The organism is Bradyrhizobium sp. KZN70725 (genome assembly GCF_055264925.1).
The window spans coordinates 79,908-92,535 of the sequence record NZ_JBUYWT010000024.1; the positions used below are offsets into that span (position 1 = coordinate 79,908).

Genomic DNA, 12,628 nt, shown 5'->3' on the forward strand with positions numbered 1-12,628 from the left:
GACCAATCAAGGCCGATGCTCCGGATTCCGGCCTTGACGCGCTTTGTTCGCGCGGACCGGTCGCTACCTCGCCAGAAACCGCGCTAGCGCGCGGCCTCAAACCCGCCGAGCACTGCCGTCAGATTGGCGCCGAGGATGTCGGAGAGATAGCCGCCCTCCTGCACCAGCACCGTCGGCAGTCCGAATCGGGCCAGTCCCTCGCCGATACGATGGAAGCCGTCGGTGGTGACGGCGAGACCGGCGAGCGGGTCCTTCTCGGAGGCGTCGAGACCGAGCGCGACCACGAGCGCGGTCGGGGCGAAGGAGCGGATCGCCTTCTCCGCCACCGCGAGCGCCTTCATGTAGTCGTCGTCACCGGTGCCCTTGGCGAGGGGAATGTTGAGATTGGTGCCGAGGCCACCTGCGGCGCCGCGCTCATGCGCATAGCCCCAGACGAAGGGGTAGAAGAACGACGGATCGGCGTGGATCGAGACGGTGAAGACATCCGGCCGCTCGTAGAAGATGCCCTGCGTGCCGTTGCCGTGATGCACGTCGACGTCGAGGATCGCGACGCGCTCATGCTTCTGGCGCAGATGCTCGGCCGCGATCGCGCTGTTGTTGAGGAAGCAGAAGCCGCCGGCGAGGTCGCGATAGGCGTGGTGACCGGGCGGGCGGCAAAGCGCGTAGACGGCGTCCTCGCCGTCGAGCACCATCTGCGCGGCGGTGACCGCCACGTCGCTCGCGGCGCAGGCGCCGGCCCAGGTGCCGGGACCGATCGGGGCTGCGGTGTCCATCGTGTGCCAGCCGAGCTTGCCGACGATATGAGCAGGGTACGTGCCGGCATTGCGCACCGGGTGGATGTTCGCGATCATCTCCGGTCCGGCATTGCCGAGCGCCGACCATTCGTCCCAGGCGTCCGCGAGAAAGCTCAGATATTCCGGACTGTGCACGCGCGCCCGTGGCCCCTGCCCGAACTTGGTCGGCTCGATCAGCGTGTGCTTGCCGGCCTTCAGGCCCGCCAGCAGGCGGTCGGCGCGTTCGGGCTGTTCGGTGGTACGCTGGACCACACCGCGGACAAGGAAGAATTGCGGATCATGGCTGCGGTGCAGATCACTGTAGACGGCCTTCACGGGGACACTCCTGTTGGATCGGCGGCTGAGCTGGACAGAGCGAGGGCAATGTGCCGCACGCAAGCTCTGGCCTGCGCGTTGTACACTATCAGCGACGGCGACGATCTGAAACCGAGCGCGATTTCATGCTATGCCCGCATGCAGCGCAATGATTGAAAGACGCAGGACGCGAAGTCCGGCCATGGCCAGCGGCAAGACGCAGACAGAGGAAGCGGCAACGGGGCGGCGCGGGCGGCCGCGTTCCGCCGCGACCACGGCCGCGATCCTGGAAGGCGCCTATCAACTGATGGCGACGACCGGCCTCGCCGCGACCACCATCGACGCGATCGCCAGGCATTCCAACGTCTCGAAGATGACGATCTACAAATGGTGGCCGTCGCGCGAAGCCTTGCTGATCGATGCCTTCCTCGACCAGGCCTCGCGGGCCGTGCCGCTGCCCGAAACCGGCAGTCCGGTGGCCCGCATCCGCCGCCACGTTGCAACCTATGTCGAGGCGTTGCAGGGCGAGTTCGGCCGCGTGCAGCTTGCCGTGATCTCGGAATGCATCTCGAAGACCAGCACGGCAGAACTGTTCTACGAGCGTTACCTCGGCCTGCGCCGCAGCAAGATGCTGGAGATCATCGCCGCCGGCCAGAAGGACGGCAGCATCGGCGCGCCGGGCGTCCCCGGCGATATCTATGACGCCATCTATGGCAGCCTGTTCTACCGCTACGTCTTCGGCATCAAGCCGCTGACGCCGGCCTACGCCCGCAATCTCGTCAATCTGGTGCTGCGGCCGCGCACGGACGCTTGACTATCAAGCAGAGCGTTGGCGCTGACGGCGGAACCAGACCCAGGTCTCGCGCGTGACGGCCCGGTAACTGCTGCCGCGATACACGATGTGGCCATCGACGATAGCGTTCAGCTTCGGCAGCGCATGGAACGGCACCGTGGGATAGGCGTGGTGCTCGACATGGTAAGGCATGTTCCAGGCGAACCATTTCATGATCCTGCTGGTCATCGTTGTGCGCGTGTTCTCGAACGCGCTCCGCGTCCGCTCGCAGCCGGTGTGCTCGGCATAGAGATAGGGGCGCAGGATGAGCTGACCGGCCAGGAGCGGCACGATCCACACCCACAGCAGGATCGCACTGTGCAGCGCGAACGAGGCCGCGAGCAACAGCAGATAGCCCGCGAGATAGAGCCGCGACTCCAGCACGATCGAGGCGCGCTTGTGCTCCGGAATCCACGGCACGACCACCTTTCCGGTGAGTGCATGCCAAAACATCAGGCGGATGCGAACCAACACCTGCAGCAGTCCCGAATAGGCGATCGCCAGCTGGGTGTCCGACGCGGGCTTGGGGCCGACGATCAGCTCCGGGTCTTTCTCCGGATCCTGCGTGTAGCGATGATGGTCCCAGTGGAACAGGCAGTAATACTGGTAGGGCAGTCCGATCATGAAGGCGGACAGATTGCCTACGACAAGATTGAGCGCTGGACTGCGGAACGCCGTCTTGTGCGCGGTCTCATGCACCACCATGAACAGGAATGCGACGAAGTAGCCCTGCACGGCAATCAGCGGCAGCGCCCATGGCAGACCGTAGCGCGATGAGACCAGGGAGATCAGCGCGCCGACGATGACGATCATCCCGTAATGGCTTGCCGCGCGCACCGCGCCGGCAAGGTTCGACTTGGTCGACAAATCGCGCAAGGTCAGCGGGCTGAGCGGCTTCAGGCGGGGTCCGGCGTCACTGGTCTCTGCGGTGCTCATGGTCGTCTCACCTGTCAGCGTTGCAGCAGCGCCGAGATTTCGGCGTTGATGAAGGCGCGGTCTTCGGCGTTGTTGGCGGGATTGCCGGCCCGGTGCCCGTGGATCGACGGAATCGCATGCAGCGCGGCCGAGCGCGCGTTGACCAGGCGGCCGAGTTCAGCCTCGTTGTCGCGCGGGTCGAAATAGCGATCGGTACGCCCCGGCATCAGCAGGACATGCGCCTTGATCGCGGCCAGCGCCCGGTCGAAGTCGCCGCCGAATTGATCGCAACGGCTGATATCGCCGGTCTGCCAGATCGCGATCTGCGCCATCAGATCATTCGCATCGCGCCGCGCGAAGGCACCGTCCCAGGATCCCGCGAGGTAGTCTTCCAGCGAGTTGAAGCCGGCCGCGCGCCAGACTTCCTCGCGATAGAACTCATGCGACATCGCCCAGCCGGCGTAGACGCGCCCCATCGCACGAAGGCCCGCCGCGGGCTTGCTGACGAAGCGGCCGTCCCGGTAGGCCGGGTCGGCGGTCAGCGCGGCCTTCACACCTTCGAGGAACACATGATTATACGGCGAGCACCGCGCGCTGCCGCAGACCACGGCCGCGCGCTCGACCATGTCGGGATACCGCGCGGCCCAGTGATAGGCCTGCATGCCGCCCATCGACCAGCCATAGACCAGCGCGAGCCTGGTCACGCCGAACCGCTCGACCAGCAGCCGCCGCTGGATCGCGACCGCGTCATGATAGGTGAAGGCAGGAAACGGCGCGCCGCCGAGCACCTCGACCGAATTCGACGGCGAGGAAGACAGGCCATTGCCGAACAGATTCGCGATGACGATGAAGTAGCGCTCGGGATCGAGCGCGCCGCCCGGCTGCACCAGCCATTCGATGTCGGAGTGCTGTGCGGCGAACGACGTCGGATAGAGGATGACGTTGTCCCGCGCCGCATTCAGCGTGCCATAGGTCTTGTAGGCGAGCCTCAGTTGCGGAAACACGGCGCCGCCCTGCAGCGTCACATCGCCTGCCTCGAACACCTCATAGTCGCGCGGCGTGGTCATCAGCATTCGACCTCGAGCAGCCGGGCGCAACGCTGCGCCCTTAATAACTGTACTATTGGTACACTAAATGCGAAAACCTGGCAATAGCGGCGAAGGTGGAATGACACCGGGCCGATCCATTCAAAATCGGTATGGATCAATACCCGTTTCGGCTTGGACCCATTGTCGTCATCTCTCTAGGACAGACCCCGAGGAAAATTTCGAGGAGGCGCTAATGAGCGCAATTGTGTCCGCCGCAGACACGCGGCGATCCCGCGTCCGGCTCTTGATCGTGACGATGTTGTTTCTCGTCACCACCGTGAACTATGCCGATCGCGCCACGCTCTCGATCGCCGGCCCCGCCCTTTCCAAGGAACTGCATCTCGATCCCGTCGCGATGGGCTACGTGTTCTCGGCGTTCGGCTGGTCCTATGTGGTCGCCCAGGTGCCGTGCGGCTGGCTGCTCGACCGCTTCGGCTCCAAATGGGTCTATGCGCTCAGCATCATCGTCTGGTCGATCTTCACCGCAATGCAGGGCCTGGTCGGATTCCTGTCCGCGGGCGCGGCCGTGGTCCTGCTGTTCGCCCTGCGCTTCCTGGTCGGCATCGCCGAGGCGCCGTCATTCCCGGCCAATGCCCGCATCGTCGCCTCCTGGTTCCCCGGCAATGAACGCGGTACCGCCTCGGCCTTCTTCAATTCGGGGCAGTATTTCGCCACCGTGATCTTCGCGCCGCTGATGGGCTGGATCGCCCATGAGTATGGCTGGCGCCATGTGTTCTACGTGATGGGTGCGCTCGGCATCGTCACGGGCATTGCCTGGATCAAGACCATCTACGAGCCGAAGGAGCACCCCGCGATCAACGAGGCCGAGTTCGACTACATCAAGCAGGGCGGCGCGCTGGTCGACATGGACGCGGCGAAGGCCGGCAAGACCCAGGACAGCGGCCCCAGCTGGGACCACATCCGCCAATTGCTCGCCAACCGCATGATGCTCGGCGTCTATATCGGCCAATACTGCATCAACACCCTGACCTATTTCTTCCTGACCTGGTTCCCGGTCTATCTGGTGAAGGAGCGCGGGCTCTCGATCCTGCAGGCCGGCTTCGTCGCGACCTTGCCGGCGCTGTGCGGCTTCATCGGCGGCGTGCTCGGCGGCGTGATCTCGGACTATATCCTGCGCCGCACCGGCTCGCTGACCATAGCGCGCAAGATCCCGATCGTCGGCGGCATGCTGCTGTCGATGTCGATCATCGCCTGCAACTATGTCGACGGCCAGGCACTGGTGGTCGGCTTCATGGCGCTCGCCTTCTTCGGCAAGGGCGTCGGCGCGCTCGGCTGGGCGGTCGTCTCCGACACCTCGCCGAAGGAAGCCGGCGGCGTCTCCGGCGGCTTGTTCAACACCTTCGGTAACCTGTCCTCGATCACGACGCCGATCGTCATCGGCTACATTCTGGCCGCCACCGGCTCGTTCAACGGCGCGCTGGTGTTCGTCGGTGCCAACGCGCTGGTCGCGGCGATCGCCTATCTGTTCATCGTCGGCGAGATCAAGCGGGTGCAGCTCAAGGCGGCGTGAGCGCGCTTCACCTCTCCCCGCCTTCCGCGGGGAGAGGTCGAAATTCGCACAGCGAATTTCGGGTGAGGGGCGAAGCAACACGTCTCCGCAGAGACAGTCCTTCCGACTCGTTCGGATCGCGCGTGCACATCGAGGCGGCCGTTGCGCAGAGAGAGCCCCTCACCCCAACCTTCTCCCCGTAAGAACGGGGAGAGGGAGCAGAAAACCAAACGGCGGCTTCGGCCGCCGTCTTTGTCTGCTTTTTGTCTTCTTGTTTGTCTTCTTGGCCAGTGGGAGGCATCGATGCTAGAACGTACAAATCCCCGCGCGATCAATTCCGGGCTTGCATCGATGTTCGACCTGAGCCAGCTCCGCTGCTTTGTCACGGTGGCCGAAGAATTGCACTTCGGCCGCGCCGCGGCGCGGCTCAACATGACGCAGCCGCCGCTGAGCCGGCAGATCCAGGTGCTCGAACACATCATCGACGCGCCGCTGTTGGAACGCACCAGCCGCTCGGTGCGGCTGACGCCGGCCGGACGCAGTTTCCTGCCCGAGGCGCGGCGCATCCTCAAGCTCGCGGAATCGGCCTCGCAGGTTGCCCGGCGCATCGCGCTCGGCAAGACCGGCTCGCTCAAGATCGGCTTCACCGCGGCGGCCGCCTACGGCTTCCTGCCCGACCTGATCGCGGCCTGCCGCTCGCGCCTGCCCGAGGTCGATTTTTCGCTGAAGGAGATGGTCTCCGGCGACCAGTTCGAGGCGCTCACCACCGGGCAGATCGACGCCGGCCTGCTGCGCCCGCCGATCGCGCGGCCGGAATTCGCCAGCCGCCGCGTCGTGGCCGAGCCGCTGCTCGCCGCGATCCCGAAGAAGCATCCGCTGGCCGCGGCCGAGACCGTCAGCATCAAGGATTTCGACGACCAGCCCTTCGTGATGTATTCGCCCTATGAGGCGCGCTACTTCCACGATCTCCTGGTGTCGATGTTCACGCGCGCCGACGTGCTGCCGCGCTATGTGCAGCATCTCAGCCAGATCCATTCGATCCTCGCCATGGTGCGCGCCGGGCTCGGCGTCGCGATCGTGCCGGAAGCGGCCGCCAGCCTGAAGATCGCGGACGTCAAGCTGAAGCCGCTGAAGCTGCGATCGCCCGTGCCGGTCGAGCTGTTCATGGTGTGGCGGCGCGATCACGAGAACCAGTTGCTGCCGTCGCTGATTGAGATCGCAACCGAAATCGCGGCGCCGCATCTGCGCGGCGATTGATGCAGAGTTAGCATCGCTCGATACCGCGTTTGGCTTGGACGCGCATCGAACCATTCCCTAGAAATTCCGCCATGGACGCGCGCTGCTCGCGCATCCCTTATCCCAACATCATCAGGAGTGGCGCCATGAGCAAGATGACCCCTCAGGAGATGGCCGCTAGAATCGGTGGCGGCCTCCTGTCCTTTCCCGTGACCCCGTTCAACGCGGACTATTCGTTTGACGAGGCGACCTATCGCGCCAACATGGACTGGCTGTGCGGCTATGACGTCGCCGGCCTGTTCGCCGCCGGCGGCACCGGCGAGTTCTTCTCGCTGACGCCGAGTGAAGTTCCCCACGTCGTGAAGATCGCGGTCGACGAGACCAAGGGCCGCGTTCCCGTGCTGGCCGGCACCGGCTACGGCACCGCGATCGCGCGCGAGATCGCGGTTGGCGCCGAGAAGGCCGGCGCCGACGGCCTGCTGCTGCTGCCGCCCTATCTCACGCATGCCGAGCAGGACGGCCTCGCTGCCCATGTCGAGGCGGTGTGCGCATCGGTTAAGATCGGCGTCATCGTCTACAACCGCGACAATGCGATCCTGCAGCCTGATACGCTGGCGCGCCTCTGCGAGCGCTGCCCGAACCTCGTCGGCTACAAGGACGGCATCGGCGATATCGAGCTGATGACCCGTGTCTACACCCGGCTCGGCGACCGCCTGACTTATATCGGCGGCCTGCCGACCGCGGAGACCTTTGCCCTGCCCTATCTCGACATGGGCGTGACCACCTATTCGTCGGCGGTGTTCAATTTCGTGCCCGAATTCGGCACCGGTTTCTACGCCGCGGTGCGCCGGCGCGATCATCAGACCATCCATGCAGGCCTGAAGGATTTCATCCTGCCGCTGATCGCGATACGCAACCGCAGGAAGGGTTATGCGGTGTCGATTATCAAGGCCGGCATGAAGGTGATCGGCCGCTACTCCGGCCCGGTGCGGCCGCCGCTGACCGATCTTAACGAGCAGGAGATCGGCGAGCTCGCGGCGCTGGTCGCCAAGCTGCCGCAGGCCGCCGCGCAGCAGGCGGCAGAATAAGCCGAACAGCCAGGAAAACTGCAAAGGACGAAGGGAGGGGCAGATGATCCAGGACACGATCCGCACCGGCTTTGCCGGCGCACCTGTTGTCACGGCGATGGAGGTGATCCCGGTCGCCGGCCGCGACGGCATGCTCCTCAATCTGAGCGGCGCGCATGCGCCGTTCTTCACCCGCAACCTCGTTATCCTCACCGACAACTCCGGCCACACCGGCGTCGGCGAGGTGCCGGGCGGCGAGAAGATCAAGAAGACGCTCGAGGACGCAAGCGACCTCGTCGTCGGCCAGACCATCGGCGCCTGCAACAACATCCTAGCCTCGATGCGCCAGGCCTTCGCCGATCGCGACGCCGGCGGCCGTGGCAAGCAGACCTTCGACCTCCGCGTCACCATCCATGCGGTCACCGCAGTGGAATCCGCGCTGCTCGACCTGCTCGGCCAGCATCTCAATCTCCCGGTCGCGGCGCTGCTTGGCGAAGGCCAGCAGCGCGCCAGCGTCGAGACGCTCGGCTATCTCTTCTTCGTCGGCGACCGCAGGAAGACCAACCTGCCTTACGTCAAGGGCGAGACCGGCAAGCCCGACTGGTTCGATCTGCGCCATCAGGTTGCAATGACGCCGGATGCCATCGTGCGCCTCGCCGAAGCGACGCAGGCGCATTACGGCTTTGCCGATTTCAAGCTCAAGGGTGGCGTGCTCAGGGGCGAAGAGGAGATCGAGGCCGTCACCGCAATTGCAAAACGCTTCCCGAAGGCGCGCGTCACGCTCGACCCGAACGGCGCCTGGTCGCTCGACGAGGCGATCCGGCTGTGCAGCAACATGCATGGCGTGCTCGCCTATGCCGAGGATCCCTGCGGCGCCGAGGCCGGCTTCTCCGGTCGTGAGATCATGGCCGAGTTCCGCCGCGCCACCGGGCTGCCGACCGCGACCAACATGATCGCGACCGACTGGCGCCAGCTCTCGCACGCATTGCGGCTTGGCGCAGTCGACATTCCGCTCGCCGATCCGCATTTCTGGACCATGCAGGGCTCGGTGCGGGTGGCGCAGACCTGCCGCGACAACGGCCTGACCTGGGGCTCGCACTCCAACAACCATTTCGATATTTCGCTGGCGATGTTCACCCATGTCGGAGCCGCCGCGCCCGGCAAGGTGACCGCGATCGACACCCACTGGATCTGGCAGGACGGCCAGGCGTTGACGCGCCAGCCGCTGCAGATCAAGGGCGGCAAGATCGCTATCCCGGATCGGCCGGGCCTCGGCATCGAGCTCGATCGCGGTGCCATCGAGGCCGCGAACGCGCTATACAAGCAGCATGGTCTCGGCGCCCGCGACGACGCGCTGGCCATGCAGTTCCTGATCCAGGGGTGGACCTTCGACGACAAGCGTCCCTGCCTCGTGCGCTAACAAGAAAGGTTGGAAACATGACCGCTCACCAGAAGAACTTCATCGCCGGCGAATGGGTCGACGGAACAGGCATCACGCGGGACATCAACCCCTCCAACACGACCGATGTCGTCGGCGAATACGCCAAGGCCGACAAGGCGCAGACCGAAAATGCGATCGCCGCCGCGAAGGCCGCATTCCCGACCTGGGCGCGCTCGACGCCGCAGGAGCGCTTCGATGCGCTGACCAGGATCTCGGTCGAAATCCTCGCCCGCAAGGAAGAGCTCGGCCGCCTGCTCGCCCGCGAGGAGGGCAAGACGCTGCCGGAAGGCATCGGCGAGGTGGCGCGCGCCGGGCAGATCTTTGCGTTCTTTGCCGGCGAAGCGCTGCGGCTAATGGGCGAGAAGGGCGCATCGGTGCGCCCCGGCCTCGACGTCGAGACCACCCGCGAGCCGGTCGGCGTTGTCGGCATGATCACGCCGTGGAATTTCCCGATCGCGATCCCGGCGTGGAAGATCGCGCCGGCGCTGTGTTACGGCAACGCCGTGGTGTTCAAGCCGGCCGAGCTGGTGCCGGGCTCCGCCCATGCGCTGTCCGAGATCATTGCGCGTTCCGGCATTCCGGCGGGGGTCTTCAATCTCGTGGTCGGCTCGGGCTCGGTGGTCGGCCAGACTCTGCTCGATCATCCCGATGTCGCCGCGATCTCCTTCACCGGCTCGGTGCAGACCGGCCGCAAGATCGCGCAGGCCTGCGTGCTCTCCAACCCCATGAAGAAGTTCCAGCTCGAGATGGGCGGCAAGAACCCGCTGGTCGTGCTCGACGACGCCGACGTGAAGGTCGCGGTCGAGGTCGCGGTCAACGGGGCCTATTTCTCGACCGGCCAGCGCTGCACCGCATCCTCGCGCCTGATCGTCACCGCGGGGATTCACGACCGCTTCGTCGCCGCGATGACCGAGCGCATGAAGGGACTTTCGGTGGACGACGCGCTGAAGAGCGGCGTACATGTCGGCCCGGTCGTCGACCAGAGCCAGCTCGACCAGGATCTGCGCTACATCAAGATCGGTCAGGACGAAGGCGCCCGCCTGCACTGGGGCGGCGAATTGTTGAACCGCGAGACGCCCGGCTTCTATCTGCAGCCGGCGCTGTTCACCGAGGCGAACAACCAGATGCGGATCGCCCGCGAGGAGATCTTCGGCCCGGTCGCCTGCGTGATCCGCGCCAAGGATTATGAAGAGGCGCTGGCGATCTCCAACGACACCGAATTCGGCCTTGCCTCGGGCATCTGCACGTCAAGCCTGAAATACGCCTCGCACTACAAGCGCAACAGCGAGGCCGGCATGGTGATGGTCAACCTGCCGACCGCCGGCGTCGACTATCACGTCCCGTTCGGCGGCCGCAAAGGCTCGAGCTACGGCGCACGCGAACAGGGTGCCTATGCCCGCGAGTTCTACACCACGGTGAAGACGGCTTACACGTTCCCGGGCTGAAGCAGTTGAAACAGAGTGCAGCCGCGTAAGACGCTGCACCCCCTCTCCCGCTTGCGGGGGAGAATTGGGGTGGGGGCTCTCCCCGCGAGTCATGCTGTGGAGAGACCCCCACCCGGATCGCATCATTCGATGCGATCCGACCTCCCCCGCAAGCGGGAGAGGTGAAGTGAAGCCAGGAGGAATACGGCATGGACCAGTCGATCGGCGCCCAGGAGCAGCCCCGCTACATCAAGCTCAACGAGCGCGACAATGTCGCGATCGTCGTGAATGATTTCGGCCTGCCGGCCGGCTCCCGCTTCGCCTCGGGCCTGACGCTGCGCGCTTTCGTGCCGCAAGGCCACAAGACCGCGCTGGAAGACATCGCCGAGGGCGCCCCGATCATCCGCTATGGCGAAGTGATCGGCACGGCGCTGTCGCCGATCCTGGCCGGTGAGTGGGTCGACGAGGCCCGTATCCGCATGCCCGAGGCGCCACCGCTCGATCAGCTCGAGATCGCGACCGCGGTGCCGCCCGCGCTGCCGCCGCTCGAAGGCTTCACCTTCGAGGGCTATCGCAATCCCGACGGCTCGGTCGGCACCAAGAACATCCTCGGCATCTCCTCCTCCGTGCAATGCGTCAAGGGCACGATGGAATATGCCGTGAAGCGCATCCGCGCCGAGCTCTTGCCGAAATATCCCAATGTCGACGACGTCGTGCCGTTGACGCACGCCTATGGCTGCGGCGTCGCGATCACCGCACCCGACGCCGTGGTGCCGATCCGCACCCTGCAGAATCTCGCGCTCAATCCGAACTTCGGCGGCGAGATCCTCGTCGTCGGCCTCGGCTGCGAGAAGCTCGCGCCGGAACGGCTGGTGCCGGAGGGCGTCGGCGATGCCATCGTGCGGATGCAGGACGAAGCGTTTGACGGCTTCGGCGCCATCGTCGACGCCATCATGACCCAGGCCGAGGCCCGGCTGAAGGTGCTCAACGCCCGCAAGCGCGAGATCTGCCCGGCCGCCGATCTTGTGATCGGCCTGCAATGCGGCGGCAGCGACGCGTTCTCCGGCGTGACCGCGAACCCCGCGGTGGGCTTTGCCGCCGATCTTTTGGTTCGCGCCGGCGCGACTGTGATGTTCTCGGAAGTCACCGAGGTGCGCGACGCGATCCAGCTGCTGACTCGCCGTGCCGTCAACGAGGATGTCGGCCACGCGCTGATCCGCGAGATGGAATGGTATGACGCCTATCTGGCCCGCGGCGGCGCCGACCGCAGCGCCAACACCACGCCGGGCAACAAGAAGGGCGGCCTTGCCAACATCGTCGAAAAGTCGCTCGGCTCGATCGTCAAGTCGGGCTCCGGCCCGATCGCGGGCGTACTGTCGCCGGGCGAGAAGGCGCGGCAGAAGGGCATGCTGTTTGCGGCGACGCCGGCGAGCGACTTCGTCTGCGGCACGCTGCAGCTCGCCTCCGGCATGACCTTGCAGGTGTTCACCACCGGCCGCGGCACGCCGTATGGCCTGGCCGCCGCGCCGGTCATCAAGGTCGCCACCCGCAGCGAGCTGGCACGGCGCTGGAAGGACCTGATCGATTTCGACGCCGGCTGCATCGCCACCGGCGAGAAGACCATCGAGGAAACCGGCTGGGACCTGTTCCGCCTGATCCTCGACGTCGCCAGCGGGCGCACCAAGCCGTGGTCGGACCGCTGGGGCATCCACAACGATCTGACGCTGTTCAACCCGGCGCCGGTGACCTGAGCATCCACGGCTCCTTAACCACCCGTTAGCCACGTCCCGATCGGCCGGGGAACGTCGCAATTCGATTCAAATTGTCTGGGCGTGGAGGCACACATGACCCGGGCAACCGATGATCTCAAAGATCAGGCCGACCGCGCCGAGCGGCTGGCACGCACTGGCATCGACTCGTTGACCGTCGAGCGCCTGCGTGCCTACGCGGAGGAATGTCGCAACCAGATCGCTGCGGCCGAGCGGGAGAGACAATCGGCGGCACCGCCAGCGACATAGACGTCCGGT

The 12,628-nt window shown here is 65.5% G+C and carries 11 protein-coding genes; 8 read left to right on the forward strand and 3 right to left on the reverse strand.

Annotation, left to right across the window (positions count from 1 at the left end; genetic code table 11):
* Positions 1 to 83: 83 nt before the first annotated feature.
* Complete coding sequence (locus ACZBJS_RS22945; protein ID WP_316394052.1) at positions 84 to 1,109, reverse strand: histone deacetylase family protein; 1,026 nt, start codon at positions 1,107 to 1,109, stop codon at positions 84 to 86.
* A gap of 181 nt (positions 1,110 to 1,290) precedes the next feature.
* On the opposite strand from ACZBJS_RS22945, the gene ACZBJS_RS22950 reads away from it, so the two are divergent.
* Positions 1,291 to 1,902 carry a TetR/AcrR family transcriptional regulator gene (locus ACZBJS_RS22950; protein ID WP_057016914.1) on the forward strand — a complete coding sequence of 204 codons (612 nt, stop codon included), beginning with the start codon at positions 1,291 to 1,293 and terminating at the stop codon, positions 1,900 to 1,902.
* A 3-nt stretch (positions 1,903 to 1,905) separates the two neighbouring features.
* Here ACZBJS_RS22950 and ACZBJS_RS22955 read toward each other — a convergent pair whose 3' ends face one another.
* Both ACZBJS_RS22955 and ACZBJS_RS22960 read right to left on the reverse strand, forming a co-directional pair.
* On the reverse strand, positions 1,906 to 2,856 hold the full coding sequence (locus ACZBJS_RS22955) for a fatty acid desaturase (protein WP_168857274.1): 951 nt from the start codon (positions 2,854 to 2,856) through the stop codon (positions 1,906 to 1,908).
* Between the two features lie 14 nt (positions 2,857 to 2,870).
* Entirely contained in the window at positions 2,871 to 3,902 is a 1,032-nt protein-coding gene (locus tag ACZBJS_RS22960; protein ID WP_316394127.1) for an alpha/beta fold hydrolase, read from the reverse strand.
* Positions 3,903 to 4,116: 214 nt separating this feature from the next.
* Here ACZBJS_RS22960 and ACZBJS_RS22965 point away from each other — a divergent pair, with 214 nt between their 5' ends.
* The 7 genes from ACZBJS_RS22965 (at position 4,117) to ACZBJS_RS22995 (ending at position 12,619) form a co-directional block, all read left to right on the forward strand.
* Positions 4,117 to 5,454: an MFS transporter gene (locus ACZBJS_RS22965; protein ID WP_316394050.1), complete on the forward strand. Its 1,338-nt coding sequence runs from the start codon at positions 4,117 to 4,119 to the stop codon at positions 5,452 to 5,454.
* Between the two features lie 330 nt (positions 5,455 to 5,784).
* Positions 5,785 to 6,690 carry a LysR family transcriptional regulator gene (locus ACZBJS_RS22970; protein WP_076826064.1) on the forward strand — a complete coding sequence of 302 codons (906 nt, stop codon included), beginning with the start codon at positions 5,785 to 5,787 and terminating at the stop codon, positions 6,688 to 6,690.
* A 125-nt stretch (positions 6,691 to 6,815) separates the two neighbouring features.
* Positions 6,816 to 7,757: a 5-dehydro-4-deoxyglucarate dehydratase gene (gene kdgD, locus ACZBJS_RS22975; RefSeq protein ID WP_076826062.1), complete on the forward strand. Its 942-nt coding sequence runs from the start codon at positions 6,816 to 6,818 to the stop codon at positions 7,755 to 7,757.
* Between the two features lie 43 nt (positions 7,758 to 7,800).
* Positions 7,801 to 9,156: a glucarate dehydratase gene (gudD, locus tag ACZBJS_RS22980; RefSeq protein WP_316394048.1), complete on the forward strand. Its 1,356-nt coding sequence runs from the start codon at positions 7,801 to 7,803 to the stop codon at positions 9,154 to 9,156.
* A 17-nt stretch (positions 9,157 to 9,173) separates the two neighbouring features.
* Positions 9,174 to 10,622 carry an aldehyde dehydrogenase family protein gene (locus ACZBJS_RS22985; protein ID WP_463439212.1) on the forward strand — a complete coding sequence of 483 codons (1,449 nt, stop codon included), beginning with the start codon at positions 9,174 to 9,176 and terminating at the stop codon, positions 10,620 to 10,622.
* A gap of 188 nt (positions 10,623 to 10,810) precedes the next feature.
* Positions 10,811 to 12,352, forward strand: a complete 1,542-nt coding sequence (gene garD, locus ACZBJS_RS22990; protein ID WP_463439213.1) for a galactarate dehydratase — start codon at positions 10,811 to 10,813, stop codon at positions 12,350 to 12,352.
* Between the two features lie 93 nt (positions 12,353 to 12,445).
* Positions 12,446 to 12,619 (forward strand): hypothetical protein, encoded by a 174-nt coding sequence (locus tag ACZBJS_RS22995; RefSeq protein ID WP_316394045.1) that lies wholly within the window; start codon positions 12,446 to 12,448, stop codon positions 12,617 to 12,619.
* Positions 12,620 to 12,628 lie beyond the last annotated feature (9 nt).

Bases quoted from the DNA above. Each gene is read 5' to 3' on its own strand.
- ACZBJS_RS22965 (WP_316394050.1), top strand. From the start codon at position 4,117: ATGAGCGCAATTGTGTCCGCCGCAGACACGCGGCGATCCCGCGTCCGG.
- ACZBJS_RS22970 (WP_076826064.1), top strand. From the start codon at position 5,785: ATGTTCGACCTGAGCCAGCTCCGCTGCTTTGTCACGGTGGCCGAAGAA.
- gudD (WP_316394048.1), top strand. From the start codon at position 7,801: ATGATCCAGGACACGATCCGCACCGGCTTTGCCGGCGCACCTGTTGTC.
- garD (WP_463439213.1), top strand. From the start codon at position 10,811: ATGGACCAGTCGATCGGCGCCCAGGAGCAGCCCCGCTACATCAAGCTC.
- ACZBJS_RS22985 (WP_463439212.1), top strand. From the start codon at position 9,174: ATGACCGCTCACCAGAAGAACTTCATCGCCGGCGAATGGGTCGACGGA.
- ACZBJS_RS22995 (WP_316394045.1), top strand. From the start codon at position 12,446: ATGACCCGGGCAACCGATGATCTCAAAGATCAGGCCGACCGCGCCGAG.
- kdgD (WP_076826062.1), top strand. From the start codon at position 6,816: ATGAGCAAGATGACCCCTCAGGAGATGGCCGCTAGAATCGGTGGCGGC.
- ACZBJS_RS22960 (WP_316394127.1), bottom strand. From the start codon at position 3,902: ATGACCACGCCGCGCGACTATGAGGTGTTCGAGGCAGGCGATGTGACG.
- ACZBJS_RS22955 (WP_168857274.1), bottom strand. From the start codon at position 2,856: ATGAGCACCGCAGAGACCAGTGACGCCGGACCCCGCCTGAAGCCGCTC.
- ACZBJS_RS22950 (WP_057016914.1), top strand. From the start codon at position 1,291: ATGGCCAGCGGCAAGACGCAGACAGAGGAAGCGGCAACGGGGCGGCGC.